The sequence below is a fragment of the Streptomyces narbonensis genome, from assembly GCF_014649015.1.
In the GTDB taxonomy this organism is placed as follows: domain Bacteria; phylum Actinomycetota; class Actinomycetes; order Streptomycetales; family Streptomycetaceae; genus Streptomyces; species Streptomyces narbonensis.
The window spans coordinates 133,662-148,524 of record NZ_BMSF01000014.1 but is presented as its reverse complement, the minus strand read 5'-3'; the positions used below and the strand labels follow the sequence as shown (position 1 = coordinate 148,524).

Annotated in this window: 16 protein-coding genes; 7 read left to right on the top strand and 9 right to left on the bottom strand. The window is 73.6% G+C overall.

The features are described from left to right. The first annotated feature begins 4 nt into the window (after positions 1 to 4). Entirely contained in the window at positions 5 to 907 is a 903-nt protein-coding gene (locus tag IE124_RS25460) for an AurF N-oxygenase family protein (protein ID WP_189510632.1), read from the top strand. Between the two features lie 70 nt (positions 908 to 977). Then, the gene (locus IE124_RS25455) at positions 978 to 2,636 is read left to right on the top strand and encodes an FAD-dependent oxidoreductase (RefSeq protein WP_189510629.1); all 1,659 of its coding nucleotides are present in this window, start codon (positions 978 to 980) and stop codon (positions 2,634 to 2,636) included. A 43-nt stretch (positions 2,637 to 2,679) separates the two neighbouring features. Here IE124_RS25455 and IE124_RS25450 read toward each other — a convergent pair whose 3' ends face one another. Both IE124_RS25450 and IE124_RS25445 read right to left on the bottom strand, forming a co-directional pair. Beyond that, complete coding sequence (locus tag IE124_RS25450) at positions 2,680 to 3,258, bottom strand: Type-2Aa cytolytic delta-endotoxin (protein ID WP_189510626.1); 579 nt, start codon at positions 3,256 to 3,258, stop codon at positions 2,680 to 2,682. Between the two features lie 114 nt (positions 3,259 to 3,372). Further along, positions 3,373 to 4,260, bottom strand: coding sequence for a LysR family substrate-binding domain-containing protein (locus IE124_RS25445; protein ID WP_189510623.1), 888 nt, complete (start codon positions 4,258 to 4,260; stop codon positions 3,373 to 3,375). A 65-nt stretch (positions 4,261 to 4,325) separates the two neighbouring features. Between IE124_RS25445 and IE124_RS25440 the strand changes: the two genes are divergently transcribed. The 3 genes from IE124_RS25440 to IE124_RS25430 all read left to right on the top strand — a co-directional run bounded on the left by IE124_RS25440 (position 4,326) and on the right by IE124_RS25430 (position 6,551). Further along, positions 4,326 to 4,727: a DUF5997 family protein gene (locus IE124_RS25440; RefSeq protein WP_189510620.1), complete on the top strand. Its 402-nt coding sequence runs from the start codon at positions 4,326 to 4,328 to the stop codon at positions 4,725 to 4,727. A gap of 86 nt (positions 4,728 to 4,813) precedes the next feature. Next, on the top strand, positions 4,814 to 5,800 hold the full coding sequence (locus IE124_RS25435; protein ID WP_189510617.1) for a universal stress protein: 987 nt from the start codon (positions 4,814 to 4,816) through the stop codon (positions 5,798 to 5,800). Between the two features lie 235 nt (positions 5,801 to 6,035). Beyond that, on the top strand, positions 6,036 to 6,551 hold the full coding sequence (locus IE124_RS25430) for a nucleotide triphosphate diphosphatase NUDT15 (RefSeq protein ID WP_189510614.1): 516 nt from the start codon (positions 6,036 to 6,038) through the stop codon (positions 6,549 to 6,551). An 81-nt stretch (positions 6,552 to 6,632) separates the two neighbouring features. Here IE124_RS25430 and IE124_RS25425 read toward each other — a convergent pair whose 3' ends face one another. Next, positions 6,633 to 7,334 (bottom strand): formylglycine-generating enzyme family protein, encoded by a 702-nt coding sequence (locus IE124_RS25425; protein WP_189510611.1) that lies wholly within the window; start codon positions 7,332 to 7,334, stop codon positions 6,633 to 6,635. A gap of 120 nt (positions 7,335 to 7,454) precedes the next feature. Between IE124_RS25425 and IE124_RS25420 the strand changes: the two genes are divergently transcribed. Next, complete coding sequence (locus IE124_RS25420; RefSeq protein WP_189510600.1) at positions 7,455 to 8,255, top strand: VOC family protein; 801 nt, start codon at positions 7,455 to 7,457, stop codon at positions 8,253 to 8,255. A gap of 122 nt (positions 8,256 to 8,377) precedes the next feature. Here IE124_RS25420 and IE124_RS25415 read toward each other — a convergent pair whose 3' ends face one another. Further along, positions 8,378 to 9,967, bottom strand: coding sequence for a hypothetical protein (locus IE124_RS25415; RefSeq protein ID WP_189510595.1), 1,590 nt, complete (start codon positions 9,965 to 9,967; stop codon positions 8,378 to 8,380). A 151-nt stretch (positions 9,968 to 10,118) separates the two neighbouring features. Between IE124_RS25415 and IE124_RS25410 the strand changes: the two genes are divergently transcribed. Further along, the gene (locus IE124_RS25410) at positions 10,119 to 10,784 is read left to right on the top strand and encodes a response regulator transcription factor (protein WP_189510592.1); all 666 of its coding nucleotides are present in this window, start codon (positions 10,119 to 10,121) and stop codon (positions 10,782 to 10,784) included. A gap of 58 nt (positions 10,785 to 10,842) precedes the next feature. Here the strand turns inward: IE124_RS25410 and IE124_RS25405 are convergent, their stop codons facing one another. The 5 genes from IE124_RS25405 to IE124_RS25390 form a co-directional block, all read right to left on the bottom strand. Then, positions 10,843 to 12,447, bottom strand: a complete 1,605-nt coding sequence (locus IE124_RS25405; RefSeq protein ID WP_229832846.1) for a sensor histidine kinase — start codon at positions 12,445 to 12,447, stop codon at positions 10,843 to 10,845. Then, positions 12,440 to 12,889 carry an FtsX-like permease family protein gene (locus tag IE124_RS35070; RefSeq protein WP_229832844.1) on the bottom strand — a complete coding sequence of 150 codons (450 nt, stop codon included), beginning with the start codon at positions 12,887 to 12,889 and terminating at the stop codon, positions 12,440 to 12,442. Before IE124_RS35070 ends, IE124_RS25405 begins: the two co-directional genes overlap by 8 nt. Positions 12,890 to 12,945: 56 nt before the next feature. Further along, positions 12,946 to 13,821 (bottom strand): FtsX-like permease family protein, encoded by an 876-nt coding sequence (locus IE124_RS35065; protein WP_229832842.1) that lies wholly within the window; start codon positions 13,819 to 13,821, stop codon positions 12,946 to 12,948. Next, positions 13,818 to 14,570 (bottom strand): ABC transporter ATP-binding protein, encoded by a 753-nt coding sequence (locus tag IE124_RS25395; protein WP_189510589.1) that lies wholly within the window; start codon positions 14,568 to 14,570, stop codon positions 13,818 to 13,820. Before IE124_RS25395 ends, IE124_RS35065 begins: the two co-directional genes overlap by 4 nt. A gap of 88 nt (positions 14,571 to 14,658) precedes the next feature. Beyond that, complete coding sequence (locus IE124_RS25390) at positions 14,659 to 14,853, bottom strand: hypothetical protein (protein WP_141297606.1); 195 nt, start codon at positions 14,851 to 14,853, stop codon at positions 14,659 to 14,661. Between the last annotated feature and the right edge of the window lie 10 nt (positions 14,854 to 14,863).

Below are 14,863 nucleotides of genomic sequence, written 5' to 3'. Positions count from 1 at the left end.
CCCCATGGCAAGCAGCACCGTCCGCCCGGACAACGAAGGCCACGACATCGCCGCGCGACTGCTCGTGTCCGCCGCGAAGCTGTCGTACGACCCCGTCGTCGAGGTCGACTGGGACACGCCCCTCGACAAGGACTTCCACGGGCAGAGCCCCGAGTGGAACTCCCTCTACAACACCGCCTACTGGCACGAGATGACCGAGGAGCAGCGCAAGGAGCTGACCCGGCAGGAGTCCGCCTCGGTCGCCAGCACCGGCATCTGGTTCGAGATGATCCTCCAGCAGATGGTGCTCCGCGACATCTACCTCATGGACCACACCGACCCCCGCTTCCAGTGGGCCCTCACCGAGATCGCCGACGAGTGCCGGCACTCGATCATGTTCGCCCGGGGCTCCCAGAAGCTCGGCGCCCCCGCCTACCGGCCCAAGCGGGCCGTGCTGGAGCTCGGCCGCTTCATGAAGACCGTCGGGTTCGGCGAAGCCGCGTACGCCGGCATCCTCGTCGCCGAGGAGGTCCTCGACGTCATGCAGCGCGACTGGATGCGCGACGAGCGGGTCGTCCCCTTCGTCCGCACCATCAACAACATCCATGTCGTCGAGGAATCCCGGCACATGAAGTTCGCCCGGGACGAGACGCGCCGCCATCTGGCCCGCGCGAGCCGGGCGCGCCGGCACTTCCAGGCCCTCGTGGTGGCCATCGCCGCGTACTACATCATCACCAGCCTGGTGAACCCGGAGGTGTACGTGCGGGCCGGGCTCGACCCGGAGCGGGCCCGTCGCGAAGCCGCCGCCAACGAGCACTACAAGGCGCAGCTGCGCGCCAGTTGCTCCGGCCTCATGGACTTCCTGGCCGACGTGGGGATGCTCACCCGACCCGCGCTCTTCTTCTACCGGCGCGCCCACCTCGTCTGAGCCCCGCCGCGTCCGGCCTCCACCCCACCTGACCCCGCCCCGTCTCCCGCACCAGAGTCGAGTCGACGACATGACCTACGCCATCACCCAGACCTGCTGCAACGACGCGACGTGCGTCGCCGTCTGTCCGGTCAACTGCATCCATCCGACGCCGGAGGAACCGGACTTCGGGACCACGGAGATGCTCTACATCGACCCGGGGTCCTGCATCGACTGCGGGGCCTGCGCCGACGCCTGCCCGGTCGACGCGATCTTCCCGGCGGACCGGCTCACGGGTCGTCTGCGGGAGTACGAAGCGGTCAACGCGGAGTACTACGCCGACCGCACGTCCCCGCCGGCCGTGGCCTCGCCCACCTTCCACAGCTGGGGCGAACCGGCCTTCCGCCGGTCCCTGCCCTCCGACTTCGCCCCGCTGCGGATCGCCGTCGTCGGCACGGGCCCCGCGGGCATGTACGCCGCCGAGGACCTGCTCCTGCACACCAACGCCGAGGTCACGCTGATCGACCGGCTGCCGGTGGCCGGCGGCCTCGTCCGCTACGGCGTGGCCCCGGACCACCCGGCGACCAAGGGCGCAGGGGAGACGTTCGCCCGCTTCCACGCCCACCCCCGCGTCCGGCTGCGGCTGGGCGTGGAGATAGGCCGGGACGTCACCGTCGAGGAACTCGCCGCGCACCACGACGCGGTGGTCTACGCGGTGGGCGCGCCCGCCGACCGCCGGCTCGGCATCCCCGGCGAGGACCTGCCGGGCAGCGTCTCCGCGACCTCGGTCGTCTCCTGGTACAACGCCCACCCGGAGACCGGCCCGGACGCGGTCGACCCGCCGGCCGGGCGGGTGGTGGTCGTGGGCAACGGCAACGTCGCGCTCGACGTCGCCCGCGTCCTCGTCACGGACCCCGGCTCCCTCGCCGCCACCGACATCGCCGACCACGCCCTCGCCGCGCTGCGCGGCACGCGGGTGCGCGAGGTGGTGCTGCTCGGCCGCCGGGGCCCCGAGCACGCGGCGTACACCTCGTCCGAACTGCTCGCACTGAAGCACCTGCCGGGGGTCGAGCTGCTCGTCGACGACCGGGACCCGCGCACCGGTGAGACCATCGACACGGCAGCGCCCGGCGACAAGGCCGCGCTCCTGCGGGACGTGCCCCGCGAGACGGTGGACTGGACGCGGGAGCCGGCGCCGGACCGGCGACGGATCGTCCTGCGCTTCCACTCGGCTCCGGTCGAGGCGATCGGCGCGGAGCGGGTGCGGGCGGTCCGGGTGACGGAGGAAGGCTCGCCGGCCGGCACGGAGATCGGAGCCGGCCTGCTGGTCCGGGCGATCGGCTACCGCGGCATCCGGCTGACCGGCCTGCCGTTCGACGAGGCCGGCGGGACCGTGCCCCACGAGGCCGGACGGGTGACCGGACTGCCCGGCGGCTATGTCGTCGGCTGGATCAAGCGGGGGCCCACCGGGGGCATCGGGGCGAACCGGGCGTGCGCGGAGGAGACGGTCGGGACACTGCTCGCGGACGCGGTCGCGGGCGCACTGCCCTCCCCCACGGGCACCCCGCAGGCCTTCCGCAAGCTGGTACGGAGCCGCAGCACGGGTCTCGTCGACGCGCGCGGTCTCGCGGCCATCGACCGCACCGAGCGGGCGCGGGGCCGGGAGACGGGGCGTCCCCGGGTCAAGCTGGCGACGGTCCCGGAACTCGTCGCGGTGGCACGGGCGGGACGGTGGCGCCGCCCGGTCTGAGACAGAGCGTGGCATCCGGCCCGGGACGGCGGGCCGGCACGGCTCAGACGGCGACGGTCAGCGCCTGGCGGACCAGGATCGCGTTGAGCCGGACGGCGAAGGGGACGACGTCCGTCAGCTCCATCGTCGTGGCCTCGGCCTTCGGCAGTTCGACGGTCACGTCGACGCAGAACGCGAGGGCGTAGATGTCGTCCCCGGTCTCCTCGTCCTGAAGGGCGAAGAACAGGTCCCGGTAGAAGCGGGTGCGCTGCTCGGACTCCTCGTAGAAGGAGAGTCCGGGCTGCCCCTCCTGCCCGGCGAGCCCGGTGAAGGCCTCGACGAGCTCCCGCTCGACGGTCCCCCAGAAGCCGGCCTCCGCGTACTCCGGCGGCAGGGCCTGCCGGACGGCCTCCTTCAGGGAGAGGACCATGACGAGGACGGGGGCGTGCTCCTGGAGCCCCCAGCCCCGGACCTGCCGCACGACGGTGGTGTCGGGGACGGCCGCGGCGGCCGCCCGTATCGCCTCGAAGTCGAAGTTGACGGTCGCGGGCGCGATCGCCTCCTGGAACACCCGGTCGATGGACCGGGCCCGTTCGAGATGGTCGGGTCCCACCTCGACGACGGTCCTGAAACTGGCGGCCAAAGCTCCTCCTGTGTGATCTCGATGATCAGGAGGGGTCAGTATGCCGAGGCGCTTCCCGCCCCGGGGAAGGGTGTCCGCCGTGCGGACAGCGCGCCGAGGACGGCACGGCGGAGGTCAGGACCGGCCGCGGGGCTTCCCGCCCTTGCCGCGGCCGGAGCCGCCCGCGCCGCCGCTCTTGGCGCCACCCTTGGCGCCGCCCTTGCCGCCGCTCTTCGCGCCGCCCTTGCCCGCCACGGGCCTGCCCCCGGTGCGCGAGCCGCCGCCCGGCTTCGCGGACCTGGCGGGCTTCTGGTCCTTGCGCGGCTGCTTCTGGCCCTTCAGGGCCTCGGCGCGCCGGCCCCGGGTGCTGTTCACCGTCCGGCCGCGGACGATCCCGATGAACTCCTCGACCAGGTCGGGGGCCTCGTCGGCCGCCGGCCAGGACAGGGCCACCCGCGACTGCGGGACGTCGTTGAGCGTCCGGTAGGTGAGGTCCTTGCGGTGGTGGAGCCGAGCGAGGGACTGCGGGACTGCGACCAGGCCGACGCCGGCGGCGACGAGGTCGATCGCGTCCGCGGTGGTCTCCGGACGCTCGTTCGCGGCACGGCCCGGCGGCTGCTCCCAGCCCAGGGTGTCGTCGAGGGGGTGCAGGACGAGCTCCTCGGCGAGGTCCGACGCCCAGATCTCCTCGACCTCCGCGAAGAGGTGGTCCTTGGGGACGACGACGACCGTGGTCTCCGTGTACAGGGGGATGGCGCTGAGGTCGTCCCCGTCGACGGGGAGCCGCACGAGGCCCGCGTCCGCGGCCCCGTCCCGGAGTGCGCCGAAGGCCTCCGCGGGGGTCACCGCGAGGAGCGTCAGCGGCACGTCGGGCAGGCGCTCGTTCCAGATCCGCACCCACTTCGCGGGCGTCACTCCCGGCACGTACGCGAGCCGGAAGGCGGGCGTGGAAGCGGGAGCGGCGGGGGAAGGGGTGGGGGAATCCGAAGGGGAAACCGCGGGGGAAACGTCCGAGCCTGTCACCCCGCAAGGCTACCGGCTGGCGAACGTGGTCGGAGGTCGCCCGCATGCTCGATACCCTTGACACCATGACGTCGCACCAGAACGCCCAGACGATGAAGCCCGCGACCGCGGCGAAGAAGCTGGGTGTGTACCTCGAAGCCACCCCCGCCGAGTTCCAGGAGGGTGTCGTCTCGCGCGCCGAGCTGACCGAGCTCCAGGCCAACCCGCCGGCCTGGCTCCAGGAGCTGCGCAAGAACGGCCCGCACCCCCGCCCCGTCGTCGCCAATAAGCTCGGCGTCTCCATCGCCGGTCTCGCGCGCGGCGGGATCACCGAGGCGCTCACCACCGAGCAGATCGACGCGATCAAGGACGAGTTCCCCTCGTGGCTGCGCAAGGAGCGGGCCACCCAGTCCGAGGTCCGCGCCGAGACCGTCCGCATCAAGGAGCGGGACGCGGAGCGGGCGCGCCGCGCGCAGCAGGGCGCCTGACCTTCCCCGGCTCTTCACCGGCCCGTACCGATTCGCTTCGGTACGGGCCGGTGTGGCGTCCGGGCCCGCGCGGGAGGCATGTCCCCATGAGTGACACGAGTACCGCCTCCGAGCCCCCGGTCGTCGTCGGTGTGGACGGGTCCGACCACAGTTTCCGCGCCCTGGAGTGGGCTCTGGAGGCCGGGGAGCTCCTCGGTGCGCCCGTGGTGGTGGCCCACGTCCGCTCCGACGCGCTCCAGCTCGGGGCCGCCCGGATCGCCTCCCTGGGCAAGGAGCCCGAGCTGCCCGACACCGTGCTGAACGCGGTCAGGAACGTGGTGGAGAAGCGCGGGCACACCGTCCCCGTCCGGTATTCCTCCCTCGACGGGGCCGTGACCGACGCACTGCCGGCGGCGGCGCGGGGCGGGCGGCTGCTGGTGACGGGCTCGCGGGGACACGGCGGCTTCGTGTCGCTGCTGGTCGGTTCGACCAGCCGCACGCTGGCGATGACCGCGCCCTGTCCGCTCGTGGTCGTGCCGCACGAGGCCCGTACGGTCGAGCCGACCGGCGGCCCGGACAAGGGGCGGGTCCTGCTGGGCCTGCATCCCGAGGAGACCCCGGACGAGGTGGTGGCCTTCGCCTTCGAGACGGCCCGGCTGCGCGGCGTACCCCTGGAGGTCGTGACCGCCTTCCGGCTGCCTCCGCAGCCGGGCGCGCTGCTCGCGGCCCCGTCGCCGGCGCTCCAGGTGCCGCCGCCGCTGCCGGAGGCCGACGACTCGGCGGAGCTGCTGCGGGAGGCGGAGCGGGAGCAGGAGGAGCGGCTCGCGCCCTTCGCGGAGCGGTGGCCCGCCGTCGAGCTGGCCCCCTCGGTGGTACCGGGAGACGCGGCGGGGCGGCTCGTGGAGGGTTCGCGGGACGCGGGTCTGGTGGTCGTGGGGCGGCACCACCGGCACCGGATCGGCTCGCTGCTCATCGGTTCGGTCGCCCACGCGGTGCTGCACCACGCGCACTGCCCGGTCGCGGTGGTCCCGCCGATCGGGGGCTCCTCCGGCAACTCCGGTGCTGCCGGGCGCTCCAGCCGCTCCGGGACATGACAGTCCCCGGCGGTCCGGGTCGGTTCGCGCGGTCGTCGGCCGTCGCCGACGGCTCCGTGCCCGACCGGCCCCGCCGGGGGCCTGGCCAGAGCCGAGTCAAGGGTCACGCGGGCCTTCGGACGTCTCCGTCGGCGGGTGCGGCTCTTTCCGGTTGTCCGGTGTAAGGACGAGTTTCCTCCTTTTTTCGCCCGATTCAAGAGGTTCTGCGACTTTTATTACCTGATAGAAAAGGATCATGTCCAGCCCCGAGCAAACCCCCGCCGAGCAGGCCCCCGCCGCCCTCCGCAACGTCCGGCCGCCCGCCGCCCAGGCCTCGCTCGGCGCGGGTGTCGTCGTGACCGACGCGTCCGGGCGGGTCCTCCTCGGGCTGCACCGTTCCGGCGTGTGGGAGCTACCGGGCGGCAAGGTCGAGCCGGGCGAGTCCGTGGAGGCAGCGGCGGTGCGCGAGCTCGCCGAGGAGACGTCGCTGGTCGCGGACGCCGCCGACGTGGAGGTGCTGGGGCTGATCCTGGACTCGGTCACCTCGGCCGAGCTGACCCGGATGACCGTGGCCACGGTGGTACGCGGCTTCCGCGGCACCCCGGCCGTCACGGAGCCGGACAGCATCGCCCGCTGGGAGTGGACGGACCCGGACCAGCTGCCGACGGAGCTGTTCGTACCCTCGGGCCAGGTCCTGAAGATGTGGCGTCCCAAACTCCCCGTACCCGACGGCCCGTTCCACCGTTACGCGATGAGCCGCCTGGCCCACTGATGCCGACGCCCTGAGCCGCCTGGCCTGCTGAGGCCGACGCCCTGAGCCGCCTGCCCCGCTGAGGCCGACGCCCGCCCGGTATCAGCCCGTCAGCGTGCGGGCGATCCGGAAACCCACGTCGTCGATGCGGAGGGTGGGGTGGCTGCGGCGGCGCACGGAGGCTCGGCAGCTCCAGCGCTCGTCGAACCAGCCGCCACCGCGCAGCACCCGGTAGCTCCCGTACACCTCGGCGTCGTAGACGTCCCAGCACCACTCCCAGACGTTGCCGAGCATGTCGTGGAGCCCCCAGCCGTTGGGGCGGCGGCCCCCGGTCTCGTGGAGGCGCTCACCCGAGTTCCCCCGGTGCCAGGCGATCTCGTCGAGCGGCCCGTACCGCGCCTCCGTCGTGCCGGCCCGGCAGGCGTGCTCCCATTCGGCCTCGGTCGGCAGCCGGTAGCCGTCGGCGCCGCGGTCCCACTCGACCCCGCCCGGGTCGCCGTCCTCGGCACCCTCCGGACCACCGTCCGTGATCCGGTACGCGGGGGTGAGCCCCTCCTGGCCGGAGAGCGCGTTGCAGAAGCGGACCGCGTCGCCCCAGGAGACGCCCTCCACCGGGAGCCGGGCACCGTGCGCGCTGCTCGGCCGCTCGCCCGTGACGTGCTCGTACAGCTCCTGGGTGACCGGGGCGGCGGCCAGGCCGTAGGCGTCGAGCTCGACCGTCCAGCTCCGCTCGGTGCGCCGGTCGGACAGCGTGACCCGCCCCGCCGGGACGGCGATGATCCCCTGCTCTGCGCTCGGCTTCATGGCTACATGATCGCAGCCGGGACACGCCGTCACCTTGCGTCACCGCGCGGTGAGCCGCGGGCGTGGCTAGCGTGGCTCCCAGGGAACACGACATCGATCGCAAGAGAGCGAGTCACCATCATGGCCGCACGACCTGAAGGCACGCCGGTCTGGACCGACGCGGCGTTCACCGACGTCGAGGGCGCCAAGGTGTTCTACGGCGACGTGCTCGGCTGGACCTTCGGCGAGTCCTCCTCCGAATACGGCAACTACACGCAGGCGTACAAGAACGGCAAGGCGGTCGCGGCCGTCGTGCCGCCAATGCCGGGCCAGGACGGCGAGGCGCAGTCGGCCTGGTGTCTGTACTTCTCCTCGCCGGACGTCCGCGCGACCGCGGAGAAGATCCGGTCTGCGGGCGGCACGGTCCTGATGGATCCGATGGACGTCGGCACCTTCGGCTCGATGTGCATCGCGCAGGACCCGACGGGCGTGACGTTCGGCGTCTGGCAGCCCGGCGACCACGAGGGCTTCGAGCTGGAGGGCGAGACCGGTTCGTACGCCTGGGCCGAGGTGTTCACCCGGGAGCCGGCGAAGTCCGACGACTTCTTCACCGCCGTCTTCGGCTACAACGCGAAGAAGATGCAGGACGAGCACGTCGACTACAAGGTGTTCGACCTCGGCGGCGAGATGCCGGTCCTGGGCCGGATGAAGATGACAGCGGAGGACTTCCCCCCGGAAGTGCCCCCGTACCTCCAGATCTACTTCGCCGTCGACAACTGCGACAAGGCCGTCGAGGCCGCCGAGCGCCTCAAGGGGAAGAAGGTCTTCGGGCCGATGGACAGTCCGTTCGGCCGGTTCGCGGTGATCATCGACCCGCAGGGTGCCCCCTTCGCGGTCATCGACCTGAAGACCACGGTCGGTGACGTGCCCGAGATGGTCTGACACACGCCGAACGGCCGGAGGCACCGGAACGGCCGGAGGCACCGGAACGACCGGAAGCACCGGAACGACCGGAAGCACCGGAACGACCGGCGCGGCGCCACGGGGCGCCGCGCCGCCGTGCGTCAGGCTCCGTCGCGAACGGCGACGATGCCGTTGAAGACACCCACGTACGCGGTGCCGTCCGGGCCGATGGTGATCGGCGCCCAGTTGTTGTCGTAGGCGAGGCCGGTGCCGGTGAAGCGCGAGAAGGCCCGCTTCCCGGTGCGGAAGTCGACGGCCGTCAGGTACCAGGCGTCGATGCCGAAGGAGTGGGGGCGCTTCTCGTAGAAGTAGAGCAGCCCGTTGGCGGTGGAGAGTTTGGGGACGGTGGACGGCGAGCGGACGTCGCTCTCCCAGACGGTGTCGCAGCCGCTGCCGTCGGCGCGGACGTCGATGCGGGTCGCTCCGCCGACGACGCTGCGGCCGAGCGCGAGCGTACTCGGGTTCTCGTAGCCGTAGTTGTTCTCGACGACGAGGCTGTTGCCCCAGCTGATGAGGGAGTTGTCGGTGGTGGACGCCCCGGAGCGGAAGACCGGCACCTCGCAGACGAGCCGCTCTGCGGTGGGGACGTCGGAGTCGCGCCGGTACACGAGGACGTTCATGCGGTCGTCGGCGTTGTCGGTGATGGCGACGTACTGGTCCCGGTCGCCGAACAGGTCGGGCGTGGTGCCCGAACCCTGGTTCACGGAGCCGGGCTTGGTGCCGGTCCCCCGGTCGTACGTCTGGCGCCACTCGACGCGCGGGGTGCCGTCGGCGTCGGCTCGGAAGCCGTACAGGGCGTGGTCGGTGACGATGGAGACGCCGTCCTCGGCCACGGAGAAGGAGTTCTGGATCTCCTCCCCGTCGAGCCTGATCGCGCGGAGCGCGCCCGTCACCGGGTCGACGGTGCCGACGCGGCCGAGCCGGGTGACCCACCAGATGCGGCCGTCCCAGTCGGGCATGACGGAGGTGACGGGGTCGCAGACGCCGCTGGGGAAGAGGTTGGTCCACGTGACGCAGTCGTGCGGGACGAGCGAGGTGAGGTCCCAGTCGTTCTCGACGACGAACTCCCAAGCCCCATCGGCCTTCTGACGGTGGGCGATGCGCAGGACGTGCTGGCGGGAGTCGGCGAGGACGACGCGGTCCTGGTCGTCGAGGTAGAAGTAGGCGCCGCCGGAGGTGTCCTTGAAGATCTTCTCGAAGTCGAGGCGCGTGATGGCCTCGACGGTGGAGGAGCGCTGCGGCAGCTTGTACTCGGCGAGCGTGTCGAGGGTGCGCGGGTCGAGCAGCTTCAGGAGGAAGCCGCTGAAGGTGCCGCAGACGGTGACGAGGCGGCCGCCGGAGTCGAAGGTGACGGTGGCGCACTCGCCGCCGATCGGGGCGATCTTCTCGCTGTCGACCTGCGGATCGCGGCCGAGGGGGCCGGAGTACGGGTGGGTGCCGCTGCCCGCGCCGTCGGCGTGCATGCCGCTGCGCCCGTTGGGGGCGAGGTACGGGTGCTGGGCGGGGGCCTTGCCGGGCACGGGCCGGGCGGTGGCGGGCGCCCCGTCGTAGTGGTCGACGAGGCGGTGGCCGATGGCGAGGGGTATCTCCTCGGCCTGGGCCACGGGGGCGGCGCCCGCCAGGAGGGTCGCCGCGAGCGCGGTGACCAGCGCGAGCGCGCGTGTCCTCCTGCGGGACGGTGGGGTGGTCAAGGCTTCTCCTCAGGGTCCGTGCGTGCGTCGCGCCGGCGGCCGACGCTAGGCCCGAGCAGCGGAGAAGTACATGGAACCGCCCCGGCTTTCATGCGCCGTTCACGAGGGGCGCGTGCCTCGCCCCGCGTTCGAGGGGGCCGATAATGGTCCGATGACCGAAAGAGATCTGCGCGTGGTGCTGGCCGAGGACTCCGTCATCCTGCGGGACGGGATGGTCGAGCTGCTCACCGCCCGCGGATGCCGGGTGGTGGCCACGGCCGGGACACCGGACGAGCTGCTCGCGGCGGTGGAGCACCACCGGCCCGACGTCGCCGTGGTGGACGTCCGGATGCCGCCCACCCACACCGACGAGGGCATCCGCGCCGCCGTCGCGATCCGGTCGACCGCACCCCGGGTCGGAGTCCTCGTCTTCTCCCAGCACGTCGAGACCGCCTGGGCCTCCCGGCTCCTGGCTGCGGGCGCCACGGGCGTCGGCTACCTGCTGAAGGAACGCGTCGCGCGCACCTCGGAGTTCATGGACGCGGTGCGCCGCGGGGCGGACGGGGGGACGGCGCTCGACCCCGAGGTGGTCGACCGGCTGGTGCACGGCGGCCGCGCCGGCCGGGTGGACACCCTGACCCCCCGCGAGCGCGAGGTGCTCGAACTGATGGCGCAGGGGCACTCCAACCGCTCCGTCGCCGCGCGCCTCGTGGTGTCGGAGCGGGCGGTGGAGAAACACGTCGCCGCGGTCTTCACGAAGTTCGGCCTGCCGGCCTCGGACGAGGACAACCGGCGGGTGAAGGCTGTGCTCGCCTATCTGTCGGAGACCGGCGGGTGAAGGCCGCGCCCGCCTGTCCGTCGGAAGCAGGCGGGTGACCCGGCGGCCCGGCGGCGGGTCACAACCGTGCGGGCAGCTCGGCGGTGATCTCCGTCGGCCCGCCGGGCGGGCTGACCACCCGGAGGGTGCCGTCCACCGCCGCGAGCCGCTCGGCCAGTCCCGCGAGGCCGGTTCCCGCACCCGGCGCCGCCCCGCCCCGGCCGTCGTCGCGGACCGTAAGTCGGACCCGCCCGTCGCGCACGGAGGCCGAGAGCCCGGCCGTACGGGCTCCGCTGTGCCGGGCGATGTTGGTGAGCAGTTCGGCGGCGCAGAAGTAGACGGCCCGTTCGATGGCCTGGTGCGGGCGCTCGGCGAGGTCCAGGCGGACCGTCACGGGCACGGGCGAGGTGGCGGTCAGTCCCGGCAGCGCCTCCCCCAGGCCCCCGTCCAGCGCCACGGGGTGGATGCCGCGCGTGAGCAGCCGCAGTTCGGCGACGGTCTCCTCGGTCTGCCCCTTGGCACGGTCGATCAGGGTCCGCAGCCGGGCGAGGTCGGGACCGGTGGGCGGTTCCAGCGCGTCCTCGGCGAGCGAGAGGGTGATGGCCAGGGCGACCAGCCGGGCCTGGGTGCCGTCGTGCAGGTCGCGCTCCAGACGGCGGAGCCGGTCACCGCTGTCCGCGAGCAGGGCGACGCGGGCCGCCTCCAGCTCGCGGACGCGCCGCTGCGCCCTGGCGGGCCCGAGGAGGAGCCCCGCGAGCCTCCGGTTCGCTCCGCTCAGTACGCGCAGAGCGCCGGGCGCTGCGGCCAGCAGGGCGAGCCCCAGCAGGACGGACACGACGCCCAGCCAGGCGGGCGGCGGGGAGTCGGGCTCGATCAGGCGGCCCCAGAGCGGGAAGCCGATCAGCCAGCCGCAGCCGAGGGGCAGGCCCACCGCGGCGGCGAAGCCGAGTACCCCGAGCGGCAGCCTGAGCAGCAGGTACAGCAGAGTCCGCCAGGCGACCGGGTCCGTCAGGACCGCGCGACCGCGGGCGAGGACACCGGCGGGGCGGGGCAGCGCGGCCGGCGCGTCGACGTGCTCGCCGAGCAGCCGACCGACGAGGCGCCGGTGCAGCGCGCCGAGACCGCGCGCGCCGAGCAGCGCGACGACGACGAACGGCAGCCCGAGCACGGTGAGCGAGAGCAGTGTCCCCGCGTAGAGGACGGCCAGCGCGTACGCGCCGGCGCCCACGGCGAGCGGCAGCCCCAGGACGGCGAAGGCCCATTCGCCGCCGCGCACGGAGAGGTACCGCCGCCGCTCGGCGCCGTCCTCGCCGCCGGACGCCTCGCACGGGGCGGGCGCCCGCTCGTCGGCGGGCACCGCGTCCGTCGCATCCACGCCGCCGGAGTGCCGCACGCCCGTCCCGGAACCGGAGGGCCCGGCCGCCGGAACGCCGTCCGCCGTCGAACGGAGGGCGCAGGCTCGGATGTCGGCGCCCGCGTCGGTATCGGTGTGGGCGTCGGTGACCGCGTGCGTGTCGGTGTGGGCGTCGGCGCCCGCGTCGGTATCGGTGTGGGCGTCGGTGACCGCGTGGGTGTCGGCGTGGGCGTCGGTGACCGCGTGGGTGTCGGCGTGGGCGTCGGTGACTGCCTCGGCGTCGGCGTGGGCGTGGGCGTCGCTGACTGCGTGGAGGTCGGCATCAGTCACGGCCGGCGCCCGCCTGTTCCGTCGGCGCGCCCTGGATCGTGACCAGGCCCGTGGTGAGGATGCCGGGCACGGTCAGCGCCGCCGCGCCCAGGACGATCCAGCCGCAGGCCGCGGCCGGGACGGACGGAAGGACCGAGCCGGTCGCCGCCGTGCTGAAGGCCGCCGTGGCCGCGGCGGCGACCGCGGCGCCGAGGAGCACTCCGACCGCGGTGGTCAGCGCGGCCTCGGCGGTCAGCATGCGGAGCAGCTGCCGCCGGGTCGCGCCGACCAGCCGCAGCAGGGCGAACTCGCGGCGCCGCTCCGCCGTGACGGCGACGACGGTGTTGATCGTGGAGACGGCGGCGAAGCAGGTCAGCAGGGCGAGTTCGGCCTGGCGCAGCCAGACGTCGGTGGCGGAGGTGGCGCTGGTCGCGCGGGCCGCGTGTTCGGCGGTGCTTGTCATGATCAACATGGTCGCGGACAGGCCCACGAGGAGCGCGACCGGGACCACGGCGGAGGTCAGCCGGTGGGCGTAGCCACGGAGGTTGGCGTCGGCCAGCCAGCCAGCCCGTACCGGGCAGGAGCAGCCGCATCGGCACGCCCAGCGCGGCCGCAAGGGCGCGCGCCGCGAGCGGTCCCGTGAGGGCGACCGCGACCAGCAGCACCAGCGAGCCGAACAGCGCGGCCTGCCCCGCCTTGTCGAGCTCTTCGGCCGGCCGGGTCGCGGCCAGCCGCAGCAGCACGCCGCCGCCCACCAGGGCGCCGACGCCGGCGAGGAGGCGCAGCACACCGGTCCGGCCGTGCTCGGTGGTGGTCGCGGTGAGGGCGGCGGCGGGCGCGATCCGGGAGATGCGCCGGACGGCGACGGCCGACGCCGCGAGGCCGACGGCGAGGGTGATCGCCGTGGCGATCAGGGCGGGGAGGGGTGTCGTCGGCACCTGCAGGGTCCGGCGCCGCCATCCCGCGCTCGCGCAGCGCGGCGAGGAAGCTGTGGGCGGCGGCGGTTCCGGCGAGCCCGCCGGGCGCCGCGACGGCGAGCGTGGTGGCGAGGAGTTGGACGCGGGCCAGCCGCCTCACCTGGCGGGGTGTCGCCGCGATGGTGCGCAGGAGCGCCAGTTCGCGCAGCTGGCGGCGGAGTGCGAAGCCGGTCGCGTTGACGACGACGAAGAACGCGACGAGGACGGCGATCTCGCCGAAGACTCCGGCGATCACCATCAGTCCGGGTCCCGCCGCCTTCGTGTCGCGGACGGCCTCGGGCGCGGTGATCTCGGCGGCGGCGAGCGAGCCGAAGAGGGTCGTGGTGGCGATGAGGAGGAAGAGCGCGACCGCGAGGCCGCTGAAGGCCGCCGGGCGCCGGCGGAGTTGGCCGAGGGCGAGGAGGAACACTTCGCTCACCCGCTCAGCCGGCCGAGGCGCTCCGCGACCTGGGCAGCTGTGGGGCGGACGAGTTCGTCCACGAGCAGTCCGTCGGCGAGGAGCAGCACCCGGTCCGCGTACCCGGCCGCGACGGGGTCATGGGTGACCATCACGCACGTCTGGCCGTCCCGGTCGACCCCGGCACGGAGCAGGGTGAGGATCTCGTGGCCGGTGGCCCGGTCGAGCGCGCCGGTCGGTTCGTCGGCGAAGAGGACGCCCGGCCGGGAGACGAGCGCCCGGGCGATGGCCACGCGCTGCTGCTGACCCCCGGAGAGCTGTCCGGGGCGGTGCCGCTCGCGTCCCGCGAGGCCGACCCGGGCGACGGCGTCGAGGACCTGGCCGCGGTCCGGCCGGGCGTCGGCGAGCCGGCCGGGCAGCTCGATATTCTGGGCGACGGTCATCGCGGGCATCAGGTTGAACGCCTGGAAGACGAACCCGACGCGGGTGCGCCGCAGTTCCGCCAGTTTCCGTTCCGGCAGCCGGGAGACCTCGGTGTCGCCCCACCGCACGGTGCCCCGGGTGGGGCGGTCCATGCCGGCGAGGCAGTGCAGCAGGGTGGTCTTCCCGGATCCCGAGGGGCCCATGACCGCGGTGAAGGTGCCGGGTGTGAAGGCCACCGACACTCCTCGGAGTGCCTGCACGGTGGCGCCGCCGCGTCCGTACGCGCGGTGCAGGTCATCGGCGCGGGCGGCGGTCGCCGTCCTCGTGTCTGTCGTCGTCTCAGCCATGCCCTCATCCTCGGCGGGCACGGCGGGGCGGGTCGATCGTGTCCGCCCCCGCATCCGGGGTTCGGATATCCGAACCCCGGCGGGGAGGTCAGGGTTTGAGGCTGGAGACCACGTTGGCGGTGGCGGCGACCCCGTTGTGGATCGTGGGCGCCACACTGGTGCCGGCGAGGAAGAAGCCGAGCAGGGCGCAGGTGAGCGCGTGGGTGACCTTGAGCCCGCCGCTGCGCAGGAAGATCACGGCCAGCACCAGCAGGAGCACCACGACTGAAATGGAAACGGCCATCGCCTTCACG